This window comes from Pseudomonas zeae, from assembly GCF_014268485.2.
In the GTDB taxonomy this organism is placed as follows: domain Bacteria; phylum Pseudomonadota; class Gammaproteobacteria; order Pseudomonadales; family Pseudomonadaceae; genus Aquipseudomonas; species Aquipseudomonas neuropathica.
The window spans coordinates 6,262,288-6,277,017 of record NZ_CP077090.1 but is presented as its reverse complement, the minus strand read 5'-3'; the positions used below and the strand labels follow the sequence as shown (position 1 = coordinate 6,277,017).

Sequence of the window (14,730 nt, the reverse complement as noted above, 5' to 3'; positions counted from 1 at the left end):
AGCCACCTTAATGAGCGTCGATGACGCTTTCGTTGCAGCGCCTGATTACAGCGGCGTGCCGAGCAGCACGTTGGACGGCGAAAACTGCACCTGCACTGGTTGTGCGAGGCCCAACCCGCGAGTGCGCAGGTCCAACGGTTCCGCCAGGGCACAGAGGATATGGCCGTTGGGCAGGGCAATGCGCACTTCGCTCGGGCCATCCTCGGCGTCGAGGATCGCTTCGATGGTGCCGTTGAGAAGATTGTGACCAAACGTTGCAGGCTGCTCATTGCTGAGCAATTCCAGCCAGCCGGCCTTGATCAGGGCGACCACTTCGGTGCCGGCTTGCAGCTCCAGGTGCACGGTGCTGTCATGGGTGATCTGCGCGTCGAGGCACAGGCCTTCGGCCAGTTCGAGACGGATCAGGTCATTGCGGCCCTGCGCTTCGATCGCCACGACCTTGCCGTGCAACTGATTGCGTGCGCTGGTTCTGAGCATCAAACGACCGAGCAGATCCAGATCACTGGCGTCTTCCGCTGCCTCCAGCACCTGGGCCTGCAAGGCCTGCAGTTTTTGGTACAGGCGCAAAACGCGCTCGCCTTCGCTGGAGAGTTTCGCACCGCCGCCACCCTTGCCGCCGACGGCGCGCTCGACCAGCGGTTTCTGCGCGAGGTTGTTCAGCTCATCGATGGCGTCCCATGCCGCTTTGTAGCTCAGGCCAGCACTTTTCGCCGCGCGGGTGATCGAGCCCTGTTCGGCGATATGTTGCAGCAGGGCGATGCGCTGCGGACGGCGGACGATGTGCTGGGAGAGCAGGGAAGGCATGGACATGAATGGGTGCTTTTTTGTGGCGGTGGACGTGGAAGTTGGCCGCTAGCGACGCGAGAGTCAAGTCCGACACAAGTCTCCCAGTGGGAGCGAGCCTGCTCGCGAAAGCGGAGTGTCAGCCAGCAAAAATGTTGAATGTGCTGGCCCCTTCGCGAGCAGGCTCGCTCCCACAGGGGATTGCGCAATATTCAGGCTCCGGGTTTCGGCGTGCGGGCCAAGCAATAGACATCGACCCGGGCGGCGCCAGCGTTTATCAGCAACCGGGCGAGAGCCTGTGCGGTCGCGCCAGTGGTCAATACGTCGTCAACCAGCGCGAGATGTCGGTCTTTTATGCGCGCATCCGGCATGAGGCTGAAGGCATTGCGCAGATTACCTTTACGCGCCTTGGCGTCGAGATCCTGCTGAGCATCGGTATCCTTGATTCGCCGCAGAACCCGTTCTTCGCACGGCAGATCCAGTGACTGACTCAACCACCGCGCCAGCATCGCAGCCTGGTTGAACCCGCGTTGACGCAGACGTTTGTTCGCCAGCGGCACCGGCAACAACACATCAGGCCTCGGCAACCCCTCATCGAAGTGATGTTGCAGGTATTGCCCGAGAACGTCGGCGAGCAGGTGGCCAAACGGCCATTTTGCGTTGTGTTTAAAACGCGTAATCAAACTGTCGACCGGGAAGCCATAGCGCCACGGCACCACCACCTGTTCGAACGCCGGCGGCTCTAGCAGGCACTCGCCACAGGTCAGGTCGGCGGCAGAGAGTGGCAGGGCGCAGGTCTGGCAGTGGTCGCCGAGCCAGGGCAAATCCGTTTCGCAGGCCACGCAGATTGGCATTTCTGCTTCTGCCGGCTCATCGCAAAGTAAGCAGGTCTGTACATTATTTAAACAGATGTAAACCTGTCCTTCGTATCGTGGTTGACAGCGCATGACTCTTCCTTAAATATGCCGAACATCCGTGTCGCGCCTGTGGGTATTCCGTTCCCGCAGCCGCCAGCCAAGCATAACCAAGGAACTACCCATGAGCGCGAGCACCACCGCCACCCTGCGTCACGACTGGTCTCTGGCCGAAGTCAAAGCACTCTTCGTACAGCCATTCAACGACTTGCTGTTCCAGGCGCAAACGGTGCACCGCGCACATTTCAACGCCAACCGCGTTCAGGTGTCGACACTGCTGTCGATCAAGACCGGCGCCTGCCCGGAAGACTGCAAGTACTGCCCGCAGTCCGGTCACTACAACACCGGCCTTGAAAAAGAAAAGTTGATGGAAGTGCAGAAAGTCCTCGAAGAGGCAGCACGCGCCAAGGCCATCGGTTCGACACGTTTCTGCATGGGCGCGGCGTGGAAACATCCGTCGGCCAAAGACATGCCGTACGTGCTGAAAATGGTCGAAGGCGTGAAGGCCATGGGCCTGGAAACCTGCATGACCCTCGGCCGTCTCGATCAGGATCAGACCGAGGCACTGGCCAAGGCCGGGCTCGATTACTACAACCACAACCTCGACACGTCGCCCGAGTTCTACGGCAGCATCATCACCACCCGTACTTACAGCGAACGTCTGCAAACGCTGGCCTATGTGCGTGAATCGGGGATGAAGATCTGCTCCGGCGGCATTCTCGGCATGGGCGAGTCGCTGGATGACCGCGCCAATCTGCTGATCCAGTTGGCCAACCTGCCGGAGCATCCGGAATCGGTGCCGATCAACATGTTGGTGAAAGTTGCCGGCACCCCGCTGGAAAACGCCGAAGACGTCGATCCGTTCGACTTCATCCGCATGCTCGCCGTGGCCCGCATCCTCATGCCGCAATCCCACGTGCGCCTGTCCGCCGGCCGCGAAGCGATGAACGAGCAGATGCAGGCCCTGGCCTTCTTCGCCGGCGCCAACTCGATTTTCTACGGCGACAAACTGCTGACCACCGCCAACCCGCAGGCGGACAAGGACATGCAGTTGTTCGCGCGTCTGGGCATTCAGCCGGAAGCTCGTGAAGAACATTCCGATGAGGTTCACCAGGCCGCAATCGAACAGGCGCTGGTGGAGCAGAAGAGCAGCGAGCAGTTCTACAACGCCGCGGTTTAAAGCTGCGCGGATTCCTCTGAAGGAATGCAAAACCCCTTGTGGGAGCGAGCCTGCTCGCGAAAGCGGTGCCTCAGTCGACATTGATGTTGGATGTGAAGGCCTATTCGCGAGCAGGCTCGCTCCCACAAGGGATCTGTGTCACTTGAAAGTCGAGGCCTGCATGTCTTTCGATCTCGCCGCACGCCTTGCTGCCCGTCGTGCCGAAAATCTCTATCGCCAGCGACCGCTGCTTGAGTCCCCGCAGGGGCCTGAAGTGGTGGTCGACGGCAAACCGTTGCTCGCCTTCTGCAACAACGATTACCTAGGCTTGGCCAATCATCCGCAAGTGATCGAAGCCTGGCGCGCCGGTGCTGAACGCTGGGGCGTCGGTGGCGGTGCCTCGCATCTGGTGATTGGCCACAGTGGCCCGCATCACGCACTGGAAGAAGCGCTGGCCGATCTCACCGGTCGACCGCGTGCATTGCTCTTTACCACCGGCTACATGGCTAATATCGGCGCGGTCACGGCGCTGGTCGGGCAGGGCGATACGGTGCTGGAAGACCGCCTCAATCACGCTTCGCTGCTGGACGCGGGTCTGTTGTCCGGCGCGCGTTTCAATCGTTATCTGCACAACGACGCGGTGAGCCTGGCCAAGCGTCTTGAGAAAGCCACCGGCAATACGCTGGTAGTCACCGACGGTGTGTTCAGCATGGACGGCGATCTCGCTGACCTGCCGGCATTGGCTCGTGAAGCCAAGGCCAAAGGCGCGTGGCTGATGGTCGATGACGCTCACGGTTTTGGGCCGCTGGGTGCGAACGGTGGCGGCATCGTCGAGCATTTCGGTTTGAGCCAGGAAGATGTGCCGGTACTGGTTGGCACCCTCGGTAAAGCGTTCGGCACGGCAGGGGCATTTGTTGCTGGCAGTGAAGAGCTGATCGAAAGCCTGATCCAGTTCGCCCGTCCGTACATCTACACCACCAGCCAGCCACCAGCGCTGGCCTGCGCGACCCTGAAAAGTCTGGAGCTGCTGCGCACTGAACACTGGCGCCGTGAGCATCTGCAGACCTTGATCCGCCAGTTCCGCCAGGGCGCCGAGCAGATCGGCCTGGAGTTGATGGACAGCTTCACGCCGATCCAGCCGATCATGATCGGCGATGCCGGTCGTGCGGTGCGGTTCTCGCAAATGTTGCGCGAGCGCGGGCTGATGGTTACCGCCATCCGCCCTCCGACCGTGCCCGCCGGCAGCGCGCGCTTGCGCGTGACCCTGACCGCCGCCCACAGCGAGGCGCAGGTGCAGCTATTGTTAGAGGGGCTGGCCGATTGCTTTGCCCAACTGTCGTCGGAGCCAAGCCATGCGTGATCGCCTGATTCTGCTGCCCGGCTGGGGCCTCGGTGTGTCGCCGATGGAGCCTTTGGCCGCCGCTTTGCAAGGGCTCGACGAGCATCTGAAAGTGGAAATCGAGCCGCTGCCGGAGCTGGATTCCAGCGACCTGCAAGACTGGCTCGATGAACTCGATGAACGCATTCCACAAGACGTCTGGCTCGGTGGCTGGTCGCTGGGCGGCATGCTCGCGTCCGAACTGGCGGCGCGCCGTGGCGAGCGTTGCTGCGGATTGCTGACGCTGGCGAGCAATCCTTCCTTCGTTGCCCATGAACAGTGGCCAACCGCGATGCCCGGCGAGACTTTCGATGCGTTTCTCGCCGGTTGCCAAGCCGATCCCCGGCTGACCCTCAAACGTTTTTCGCTGCTCTGTGCTCAAGGTGCACAAGATGCGCGCGGCTTGTCGCGGTTGATGCTCGGCGGCGCACCGCACACGGCGCCGTCGGCGTTGATGGCGGGCCTGGAACTGCTCGCGCAACTGGATACCCGCGAAGCACTGCAAGCATTTCGCGGCCCGCAATTTCATCTGTTCGCCGGACAGGACGCTCTCGTTCCGGCGGAAGCGGCGGGGGCGTTGTTCGTCCTGTTGCCGGACATCGAAATAGGTCTGATCGAACAGGCCTGTCATGCGTTTCTTCTGGAAGACCCCCACGGACTGGCGGGCGCTATCCAGGCTTTTTTACATGAGTGCGGTGATGACTGATTTGTCTCTTGTGCTGCCTGGCGGCTTGCCTGACAAGCGTCAGGTCGCGGCCTCTTTCTCTCGTGCGGCGGCCAGCTACGACAGCGTCGCCGAGTTGCAACGTGATGTGGGTACGCAATTGCTTCAACGCTTGCCGGCGGATTTTTCACCGTCGCGCTGGCTGGATCTGGGCTGTGGCACCGGTTATTTCACCCGGGCACTGGCCGCGCATTTTGCCGAGGGCCATGGTCTGGCGCTGGACATTGCCGAGGGCATGCTCGATCACGCGCGGCCGTTGGGCGGCGCTGAGTACTTCATTGCTGGCGATGCGGAGCGTCTGCCGTTGCAGGACTCGACTTGCGACTTGATCTTCTCCAGCCTGGCGGTGCAATGGTGCGCGGACTTCGATGCGGTGCTCAGCGAAGCCTTTCGCGTACTGAAACCGGGTGGGATTTTTGCGTTTGCTAGTCTTTGTGTAGGGACGTTGTTCGAGTTGCGCGACAGTTGGCGGCAGGTCGACGGGATGGTGCACGTCAACCGCTTCCGCGAGTTCACCCGTTATGAGCAACTGTGTACGGCCAGTGGCTTGCGTACGTTGAGCCTGGAGAATCAGTCTCACGTGCTGCATTACCCCGATGTGCGCAGCCTGACCCATGAATTGAAGGCCTTGGGTGCGCACAATCTGAATCCCGGACGGCCCGGTGGTTTGACCGGACGGGCGCGGATTCTCGGGCTGGTGGAAGCTTACGAGCAGTTCCGTGAAGCGTCGGGATTGCCGGCGACTTATCAGGTGGTCTACGCCGTGTTGGAGAAACCCGTATGAGCGCAGCCTATTTCATCACCGGAACGGACACTGACGTCGGCAAGACCACCGTGGCTGCCGGGTTGCTGCATGCGGCGCGATCAGCAGGCTTGAGTACCGCGGCGGGCAAACCGGTGGCGTCAGGGTGCGAAGTCACGCCGAAGGGGCTGCGCAATTCCGATGCGTTGGCGCTGTTGGCCGAATGTTCGCTGCCGCTGACTTATCAACAGGTCAATCCCGTGGCGTTCGAGCCTGCGATCGCTCCGCACCTGGCAGCGCGTGAGGCCGGAGTAGCGTTGACCGTGCAATCGTTGCTGGCGCCGATGCGCGAGATTCTGGCGATGAACGCCGATTTCACCTTGATCGAGGGCGCGGGTGGCTGGCGGGTGCCGTTGGCGGATCAGGACAATCTGTCGGATCTGGCGATTGCGTTGAAGCTGCCGGTGATTCTGGTGGTGGGTGTGCGGCTGGGGTGCATCAGTCATGCCTTGCTGACGGCCGAGGCGATTGCCCGTGATGGGCTGCAATTGGCCGGGTGGGTGGCGAATATCATCGATCCGAAGACTTCGCGGCTTGAGGAGAACCTCGCCACATTGGCCGAGCGAATTCCGGCGCCATGCCTTGGGCGCGTGCCGAAACTCAAGAGCTTGAGTGCCGAAGCGGTAGCGGATCATTTGCAACTGGATCTGCTCGACTAAGCTTTTCTCTATGGGCAGGCACTGTGCCATTAGTGTTTTTGACGGGTGTTTTTCTGGCGCCTCTGGTTCAATGGCGCCATTGATCCTTCCCAAGGATGAGAACTGTTATGGAAATCTCCGGTAACACAGCTTTTTATGCAGGTCTGAGCTCGATTCAGAGCGGGCAGAACCGCGTTGATCAGGCCGCCAGCCAGATTGCCAACAACACCATTGAGCGTTCGGTCACCAGCCAGTCTTCGGAAGCGCAGGTCGATCGTCTGCGTGGCGTTGATCGCAGCCAGCAAATGGACCTGGGCAGCGACATGGTGCAAATGGCCCAAGGCAAGTTTCAAGTGGAGCTGGGCGTAAAAGTCGCCAAAGCTTCCGACGAAATGCTCGGTACGATCATCGACACCTTTGCCTGATTTTTTGCCATCTGCCCCTGAACGCCGCGCTTTGTCGCGGCGTTTTTCGTTGTAAGTCCTTCTACCTCAACTAATCTTTTTTCAGCACCCGTGACTCGATCGAGCGCATGGCGGTTTGCTGTGTCCGGCGTTTGAAAGATGCGATGACGAACGGCAAAAGATCGATGCTTGACAAGATTTCGGCGTAAACGTATGTTTCAAACAACTGTTTGACCGTCACAACAAATCAACACGGTCGTTCATTCCCGGTTACATCAGCAGAGGTTTATCGCTATGCCTGACTACAAGGCCCCCTTGCGTGATATTCGCTTCGTTCGTGACGAACTGCTCGGCTACGAAGCGCACTATCAGAGCCTTCCGGCTTGCGCAGACGCAACTCCAGACATGGTTGACGCCATTCTCGAAGAAGGCGCCAAGTTTTGTGAGCAGGTACTGGCGCCGCTGAACCGCGTGGGCGACCTCGAAGGTTGCACCTGGAGCGAGTCCGGCGTGAAAACCCCGACCGGCTTCAAAGAGGCTTACAAGCAATTCGTCGAAGGCGGCTGGCCAAGCCTCGCTCACGACGTTGAGCACGGCGGCCAAGGCTTGCCGGAGTCGCTGGGTCTGGCAGTGAGCGAGATGGTTGGCGAAGCCAACTGGTCGTGGGGCATGTACCCAGGCCTGTCGCACGGTGCGATGAACACCATCTCCGAGCACGGCACCCCTGAGCAGCAAGAAGCCTATCTGACCAAACTGGTTTCCGGCGAATGGACCGGCACCATGTGCCTGACCGAACCGCACTGCGGCACCGACCTGGGCATGCTGCGCACCAAGGCCGAACCTCAGGCCGATGGTTCTTACAAAGTTTCCGGCACCAAGATCTTCATCTCGGCCGGTGAACACGATATGGCCGACAACATCGTCCACATCGTACTGGCCCGCCTGCCGGATGCACCGGCCGGCACCAAAGGCATCTCGCTGTTCATCGTTCCAAAGTTCATGCCCAATGCTGATGGCACCGTCGGTGCACGCAACGCAGTGAGTTGCGGCTCGCTGGAACACAAGATGGGCATCCACGGCAATGCCACTTGCGTGATGAACTTCGACGGCGCCACCGGTTACCTGATCGGCCCGGCGAACAAAGGCCTGAACTGCATGTTCACCTTTATGAACACCGCACGTCTGGGTACCGCGCTGCAAGGTCTGGCCCACGCCGAAATCGGTTTCCAGGGCGGTCTGAAATACGCTCGCGACCGTCTGCAAATGCGCTCCCTGACTGGCCCGAAAGCGCCGGACAAAGCCGCTGACCCGATCATCGTGCACCCTGACGTACGCCGCATGCTGTTGACCATGAAGGCTTTCGCCGAAGGCAACCGTGCGATGGTGTACTTCACCGCCAAACAGGTCGACATCGTCAAATATGGCGTCGATGAAGAAGAGAAAAAGAAAGCCGACGCATTGCTGGCCTTCATGACCCCGATCGCCAAGGCGTTCATGACCGAAGTCGGTTTTGAATCCGCCAACCACGGCGTACAGATCTACGGCGGCCACGGCTTCATCGCCGAGTGGGGCATGGAGCAGAACGTTCGCGACAGCCGCATTTCGATGCTGTACGAAGGCACCACCGGTATCCAGGCACTCGATCTGCTGGGCCGTAAAGTGCTGATGACGCAAGGCGAGGCCCTGAAAGGCTTCACCAAGATCGTCCACAAGTTCTGCCAGAACAACGAAGGCAACGAAGCCGTTGCAGAGTTCGTCGCACCGCTGGCGGCAATCAATAAAGAGTGGGGCGAGCTGACCATGAAGGTCGGTATGGCTGCCATGAAAGATCGCGAAGAAGTCGGCGCGGCCTCCGTGGACTACCTGATGTACTCCGGTTATGCCTGCCTGGCTTACTTCTGGGCCGACATGGCGCGTCTGGCTGCTGAAAAGCTGGCAGAAGGCAGTGGCGACGCGGCGTTCTACACCGCCAAGCTGCAAACCGCGCGCTTCTACTTCCAGCGCATCCTGCCACGCACCCGTACTCACGTGGCCACCATGCTGTCGGGCGCCAACAACCTGATGGACATGAAAGAAGAAGACTTCGCACTGGGCTACTAAGCCTTAACGCGGTCTTTTGAAAAACCGCTGCTCCTTGGGGGGCGGCGGTTTTTTTTTTGCGCTGGATTTACCCCCAACACTGGGGACGTTTCCCCAGCAGAAACGGTGAGCTGACAGCGCGCAGCGCCAGCGTTTATTGATTCAAAATGTTTCTCGGAAGGCTGGCCAATTAATTGCACAGCGCAGATTAACCGGCGCTCACGAGAAATCCTGTCCTGTTTCACGACGCCTCTCGCCCGGCGAACTCATAACAACAACGTCAGGGTGAAGAATATGAACATCTGTCGACTTGTCGGGTTAACCCTCACGCTAAGTGCCTGCGGCGCCATGGCGGCTGATCCTGTGGAAGTGGATCCGCCGGTGCCGCAAGTGCCGAGCCTGCAATCACTGCGAGGCATGGTTCCGCCTGATCCCTCAGGAACCGAGGGTGGCCGTAAAGTCGACCTGATGACCGACTACGTGCTCAACCGGTCCGCCGCAATCCTGCTGGGCAAAGCGCTGTTCTGGGACATGGAAGTCGGCAGCGACGGCGCCACGGCGTGTGCGTCCTGCCATTACCACGCCGGCGTCGATCACCGCATCACCAACCAGCTCAACCCCGGCCAGGCGCACACCAATGCCAACGTCGCTTCGATCTTCAACAAACCCTTTGTAGCGTCGGATATTCCCGGCGATGTGGCGTCCTACGCGACGCTGTCCGGCGGCAAGGGCGGGCCGAACTACACACTGAAGAAAAACGACTTCCCGACCCATGTGCTGAGTAATCCACTGGAGCGCAACTCGCCGATTGTTTACTCGACGGACGACGTGATCGGCTCCCAAGGCGTGTTCGACGCCAATTTCGTCAAACCCAACCAGCCACGTTTCGACAAATGCACTCAGCAGCCTGATGGCATCTTCCAGGTCGGCGGCATCAACGTGCGCCGCAGCACCGGGCGCAACGCGCCGTCGGTGATCAACGCAGCGTTCAATGTGCGCAACTTTTGGGACGGAAGGGCGAATAACGTGTTTAACGGCTTCTCGCCGTTCGGCAATCGTGACCCTGATGCGGCGATTTACGTGACCAGCGAGCGCAGCACCGTGGCAAGCAAAGTCCGGCTGGCGCTCAACGATGCTTCTGCGGCGTCGCAAGCAGTAGGTCCGCCCGGGAGCGGGGTGGAAATGTCCTGCGGTGGCCGCACTTTCGCCGACATCGGCCGGCGCATGCTTGATCAGTTGATGCTCAAGCAACAGCGGATTTCTTCCAACGACTCCGTGCTCGCTTCGGTATCCGGCGCGCGGCGTCCGACATATCGCGAATTGATCAAAAATGCCTTCCAGCCACGCCTGTGGAACGCCACGCAAAATGTGCTGGTGGGCGGTGCACCGTATACACAGATGGAAGCCAACTTCCCGCTGTTCTTCGGGTTGGCGATTCAGATGTACGAATCCACCCTGATCTCTGACCAGGCGCCGATTGATGCCTATCTGCAAGGCGATTCAGCCGCGATGAACGCGCAGCAGGTTCAGGGCATGAATCTGTTCCTCGGCAAGGGCAAATGCGTCAATTGCCACGGCGGCGCGGAGCTGACCAACGCGGCCAGCCGCCTGCTGATGCACCCGCGTGAACGCATCGAACGCATGGTCATGGCCGATAACCTGATCACCCTTTACGACAACGGTTTCTACAACACCGGTGTGCGTCCGACCTCAGAAGACCTCGCGCTCGGTGGCTCGGATGCCTGGGGTAACCCATGGTCGTTCAGCCGCCAGTACAACAAGCTGTTGCAAGGCGGCAGCATCCCCGATCCGCTGGACGTCGATGTCTGCACCTTCGAGGCGCCGCTGAGCGCAGCGATTCCGTGCGACGCCACGCTCAAGCCCAACGTCAACTTCCGTGATTCGGTCGACGGCGCCTTCAAGACGCCGACCTTGCGCAACATCGCGCTGACCGGGCCGTACTTCCACAACGGCAGCCGCGCCACGCTTAAACAGGTGATGGAGTTCTACAACCGTGGCGGCGACCGTCGTGGCGAAGACGCCAACAACACCAGCGGTTTCGAGCATCCTTCGGCGAATCAGCACAACACCTCAAATCTCGATCCGGACATGACCAATCTCAACCTGACGCCGGATGAGATCGACGCACTGGTGAAATTCATGGAAGTCGGCCTGACCGATCCGCGCGTGGCCTGGGAGCGGGCGCCGTTCGATCATCCGTCGCTGGTCATCCCGCAGGGCCATATCGGTGATGAAAATGCCGTGACCCAACGTCCGGCCAGTCCGAAAGTCACCACCCGCCAGGCAGCGGACGCTTCACTCAATCTCAAGCCCTACGGCGCCGAGGGGCGCAGCACGGCGGAGGGGCCATTACTGCCGTTCTACAACGATTTGTGAGGAATATTTCCAGGCCTGGCCATCAGTGATGGTGGCCAGCATGGCAAATCGGGCAAAAAACTTGGCAAATCGCTCAGATAGTCAGGTTTTCTGCCGTTAAAGAGACTGCGTGTGATCTGGATCACATTGTGTGTGCTTAACTGCACGCATTGCAGGCACAATGCCATCTCTTTGCTATGACGGGTCGGAGCTTTACCCTTGCCGCGTTCTTCCGCTGTACGTTTCAGTCATTTCCTGCCATCACTGCTGTTGTTACTAGCGGGGTTGGCGGCTGCGTACGTCAAAGACCTCAGCGTGTTCTTCACTTCGCTGTTCAACGTGTTGCCGACGTTGGTGCTGTTGCTGGGCGGCGCGTATTGCGCGGTTTATCGCCGTCAGCGCGAGCTGTTTCTGATGCTCACGGTGTACATCGCCTACTTTCTGCTCGACACCCAGACCGACTATTACCGCGACAACGGCAAGGTCCGCGAAGACGCTGCGGTGGTCTTCCACCTCGTATGCCTGCTGTTGCCGTTGTTGTTCGGCTTGTTCGCCGCATGGCAGGAACGTACACATCTGTTCCAGGACATGGTCGCGCGTTTCGCCGTGTTACTGGCCTTTGGCAGCGTGGCATTGGGGCTTGAGCAAAGTTATCCCCAGGCATTGCTGATGTGGCTCTCGGAAATTCGCTGGCCGGCGCTGCACGGCGCGTGGATGAGTCTGATCCAGCTCTCGTATCCAGTGTTCATCTCGGCGTTCCTGCTATTGGCCTGGCAATACTGGCGCAATCCACGTCCGCTGCATGCGGCGCAATTGGTCGGCCTGCTCGGCGTGTTCTGGATGCTGCCGAAAACCTTCATCCTGCCGTTCACCCTGAACATCATGTGCAGCCAGGTGATGTTGATGATTGCCGCTGCGGTTGCGCACGAGGCTTATCAGATGGCCTTCCGCGACGAACTCACCGGTCTGCCGGGCCGCCGCGCGCTCAACGAACGCATGCAGCGCTTGGGTCGCAACTATGTATTGGCGATGAGCGACGTCGATCACTTCAAGAAATTCAACGACACCCACGGTCACGATGTCGGTGACCAGGTACTGCGTCTGGTCGCCAGCAAGCTGTCGAAAATCAGCGGTGGCGGTAGGGCGTATCGCTATGGCGGTGAGGAATTCGCCCTGGTGTTCGCAGGCAAAACCCTTGAGGAATGCATGCCGCACCTTGAGGTGATCCGCGAGTCGATTGCGTCCTACAACATTCAACTGCGCAATCAGGAAAACCGCCCGCAGGATGATCAGCAAGGTCGTCAGCGCCGCGCCGGCTCTGGTGCTTCCAGCGTTTCGGTCACGGTCAGCATCGGCGTTGCCGAACGAGTGGAGCAACGCAACCCGGAACAAGTGCTGAAGTCCGCCGACGAGGCGCTCTATGCCGCAAAAGGCGCGGGGCGTAACTGCGTGATGGCATACGGACAAAACCGCCGTGGCGCGGTGCGCATGGACACGGCCGCAGGTTGAGTGATGACGGCGCATTCAGCGTCTGCACAATGATTGTGGGGTGTGGTGGCCGGCAGTAGGTTGGAGAAATCTGCTGACGGAGAAGCCACCATGCCTGAGTACAAAGCTCCCTTGCGCGACATGCGCTTTCTGATCGATCACGTCTTCGACTTCCACAGCAATTACGCCGCCCTTGGCGCGCACGACGCCAGCCCTGACATGATCAACGCGATCCTCGAAGAGGGCGCGAAGTTCTGTGAGAACGTTCTGGCGCCGCTCAATCGCAGCGGTGATGAAGAGGGCTGCCATTTCGACAACGGCGTGGTGACAACGCCTGCAGGCTTCAAGCAAGCCTTCGCACAATACGTGGAAGGCGGCTGGCACGGTCTGGCGGCGGATCCGGCTTACGGCGGCCAAGGCCTGCCGAGTTCGCTTGGGCTGGTGATCAGCGAGATGGTCGGCTCCAGCAACACTTCCTGGGGCATGTACCCGGGGCTGACTCACGGCGCGATGTCGGCGATTCATGCCCACGGCAGCTCCGAGCAAAAAGAAACCTACCTGAGCAAACTCACCTCCGGCCAGTGGACCGGCACCATGTGCCTGACCGAAGCCCATTGCGGCACCGATCTGGGCATCATCAAGACCCGCGCCGTGCCTCAGGCTGATGGCAGTTACGCGGTTACCGGCAGTAAGATTTTCATCTCTGCCGGCGAGCACGACATGAGCGACAACATCATCCATCTGGTGTTGGCCAAATTGCCCGACGCTCCAGACGGGACCAAAGGGATTTCGCTGTTTATCGTGCCGAAATTCTTGCCGGATACGACGGGTGAAGCGGGCGAGCGCAACGGTGTTTCCTGTGGTTCGATCGAACACAAGATGGGCATCAAGGCTTCGGCCACTTGTGTGCTGAACTTCGATAGCGCCAAGGGCTATCTGATCGGTGAGCCGAACAAGGGCCTGAACTGCATGTTCACCATGATGAATCACGCGCGGCTAGGCACCGGTATGCAGGGTTTGTGTCTGGGCGAAGCAAGCTTCCAGGGCGCGATCAAATACGCTAACGACCGCTTGCAGATGCGCGCGCTGACCGGCGCCAAAGCCCCGGATAAACCTGCCGACCCGATCATTGTCCACCCGGACGTGCGGCGCATGCTGCTGACCATGAAAGCCTTTAACGAAGGCAATCGGGCGCTGACCTACTTCACCGCGCAGTTGCTCGATGTCGCGCATCTGAGCGGTGATGCCGAAGCACGGCAGGAGGCCGAGGATTTGCTGGCGTTCCTCACGCCAATCTGCAAAGCGTTCATGACCGACACCGGCCTGGAAGTGACCAACCACGGCATGCAGGTGTTCGGCGGCCACGGTTTCATTCGCGAATGGGGCATGGAGCAACTGGTGCGCGATTGCCGGATTGCACCGATCTATGAAGGCACCAACGGCATTCAGGCGCTGGACCTGCTCGGACGCAAGGTGCTGGGCAGTCAGGGCAAGTTGCTGCGCGGTTTCACCAAAATCGTCCATAAGTTCTGCTCAGCCAACGCTGAGCACCCGCAGTTGGGCGGTTTCGTTGCGCAGCTCAATGAGCTGAACCAGCAGTGGGGCGACCTGACGATGAAGGTCGGGATGGCGGCGATGAAGAACCCGGATGAAGTGGGCGCGGCGTCGGTGGATTACCTGATGTACAGCGGTTACATCATCCTTGGCTATCTGTGGTTGCGCATGGGCCTGGTGGCGCAGGCGCAACTGGAGGCGGGCGAGGGCGAGAGGGATTACTTGCGCGGGAAATTGGCGACGTGCGAGTTTTACTTCAAGCGCTTGTTGCCGCGTACGGCGGCGCATCGTGCGGCGATCGAGGCGGGCAGTGATTGCTTGATGAAGTTGCCGGCTGAAATGTTTGCGCTTTAAGGAAGATCAAAAGATCGCAGCCTGCGGCAGCTCCTACATGGGACCGAGTTTTATCTGTAGGAGCTGCCGCAGGCTGC

12 protein-coding genes are annotated in these 14,730 nt (G+C 59.9%); 10 read left to right on the top strand and 2 right to left on the bottom strand.

Features of this window, described 5'->3' with window-relative positions; genetic code table 11:
- Positions 1 to 45: 45 nt before the first annotated feature.
- Positions 46 to 810, bottom strand: coding sequence for a TOBE domain-containing protein (locus tag HU754_RS27695; protein WP_186619955.1), 765 nt, complete (start codon positions 808 to 810; stop codon positions 46 to 48).
- A gap of 185 nt (positions 811 to 995) precedes the next feature.
- Positions 996 to 1,730, bottom strand: a complete 735-nt coding sequence (locus HU754_RS27690; RefSeq protein WP_186619953.1) for a ComFC family protein — start codon at positions 1,728 to 1,730, stop codon at positions 996 to 998.
- 91 nt (positions 1,731 to 1,821) lie between these two features.
- Here HU754_RS27690 and bioB point away from each other — a divergent pair, with 91 nt between their 5' ends.
- From bioB to HU754_RS27640, 10 genes are all read left to right on the top strand, one after another.
- Complete coding sequence (bioB, locus tag HU754_RS27685; protein WP_007910031.1) at positions 1,822 to 2,877, top strand: biotin synthase BioB; 1,056 nt, start codon at positions 1,822 to 1,824, stop codon at positions 2,875 to 2,877.
- A 160-nt stretch (positions 2,878 to 3,037) separates the two neighbouring features.
- The gene (bioF, locus tag HU754_RS27680; RefSeq protein WP_186619952.1) at positions 3,038 to 4,216 is read left to right on the top strand and encodes an 8-amino-7-oxononanoate synthase; all 1,179 of its coding nucleotides are present in this window, start codon (positions 3,038 to 3,040) and stop codon (positions 4,214 to 4,216) included.
- Positions 4,209 to 4,940, top strand: coding sequence for an alpha/beta fold hydrolase (locus HU754_RS27675; protein WP_186619951.1), 732 nt, complete (start codon positions 4,209 to 4,211; stop codon positions 4,938 to 4,940). Before bioF ends, HU754_RS27675 begins: the two co-directional genes overlap by 8 nt.
- Entirely contained in the window at positions 4,933 to 5,742 is an 810-nt protein-coding gene (gene bioC, locus HU754_RS27670) for a malonyl-ACP O-methyltransferase BioC (RefSeq protein ID WP_186619950.1), read from the top strand. Before HU754_RS27675 ends, bioC begins: the two co-directional genes overlap by 8 nt.
- Positions 5,739 to 6,419, top strand: coding sequence for a dethiobiotin synthase (gene bioD / locus HU754_RS27665; protein ID WP_095050294.1), 681 nt, complete (start codon positions 5,739 to 5,741; stop codon positions 6,417 to 6,419). The genes bioC and bioD overlap by 4 nt, the downstream gene beginning before the upstream one ends.
- 107 nt (positions 6,420 to 6,526) lie before the next feature.
- A complete protein-coding gene (locus HU754_RS27660) occupies positions 6,527 to 6,823 on the top strand; it encodes a pyrroloquinoline quinone biosynthesis protein PqqE (RefSeq protein ID WP_093429944.1) in 297 nt (98 codons plus the stop codon).
- Positions 6,824 to 7,096: 273 nt separating this feature from the next.
- Entirely contained in the window at positions 7,097 to 8,902 is a 1,806-nt protein-coding gene (locus HU754_RS27655; RefSeq protein WP_007910048.1) for a phenylacyl-CoA dehydrogenase, read from the top strand.
- 273 nt (positions 8,903 to 9,175) lie between these two features.
- Entirely contained in the window at positions 9,176 to 11,278 is a 2,103-nt protein-coding gene (locus HU754_RS27650; protein ID WP_099757345.1) for a cytochrome-c peroxidase, read from the top strand.
- A gap of 198 nt (positions 11,279 to 11,476) precedes the next feature.
- Positions 11,477 to 12,766: a GGDEF domain-containing protein gene (locus HU754_RS27645; RefSeq protein WP_093429947.1), complete on the top strand. Its 1,290-nt coding sequence runs from the start codon at positions 11,477 to 11,479 to the stop codon at positions 12,764 to 12,766.
- Positions 12,767 to 12,856: 90 nt separating this feature from the next.
- Positions 12,857 to 14,653, top strand: a complete 1,797-nt coding sequence (locus HU754_RS27640) for an acyl-CoA dehydrogenase C-terminal domain-containing protein (protein ID WP_186619949.1) — start codon at positions 12,857 to 12,859, stop codon at positions 14,651 to 14,653.
- Positions 14,654 to 14,730: the final 77 nt, after the last annotated feature.

Coding starts and splice junctions, on each gene's coding strand:
- HU754_RS27695 (WP_186619955.1), bottom strand. CDS start 810: ATGTCCATGCCTTCCCTGCTCTCCCAGCACATCGTCCGCCGTCCGCAG.
- HU754_RS27690 (WP_186619953.1), bottom strand. CDS start 1,730: ATGCGCTGTCAACCACGATACGAAGGACAGGTTTACATCTGTTTAAAT.
- bioB (WP_007910031.1), top strand. CDS start 1,822: ATGAGCGCGAGCACCACCGCCACCCTGCGTCACGACTGGTCTCTGGCC.
- bioF (WP_186619952.1), top strand. CDS start 3,038: ATGTCTTTCGATCTCGCCGCACGCCTTGCTGCCCGTCGTGCCGAAAAT.
- HU754_RS27675 (WP_186619951.1), top strand. CDS start 4,209: ATGCGTGATCGCCTGATTCTGCTGCCCGGCTGGGGCCTCGGTGTGTCG.
- bioC (WP_186619950.1), top strand. CDS start 4,933: ATGACTGATTTGTCTCTTGTGCTGCCTGGCGGCTTGCCTGACAAGCGT.
- bioD (WP_095050294.1), top strand. CDS start 5,739: ATGAGCGCAGCCTATTTCATCACCGGAACGGACACTGACGTCGGCAAG.
- HU754_RS27660 (WP_093429944.1), top strand. CDS start 6,527: ATGGAAATCTCCGGTAACACAGCTTTTTATGCAGGTCTGAGCTCGATT.
- HU754_RS27655 (WP_007910048.1), top strand. CDS start 7,097: ATGCCTGACTACAAGGCCCCCTTGCGTGATATTCGCTTCGTTCGTGAC.
- HU754_RS27650 (WP_099757345.1), top strand. CDS start 9,176: ATGAACATCTGTCGACTTGTCGGGTTAACCCTCACGCTAAGTGCCTGC.
- HU754_RS27640 (WP_186619949.1), top strand. CDS start 12,857: ATGCCTGAGTACAAAGCTCCCTTGCGCGACATGCGCTTTCTGATCGAT.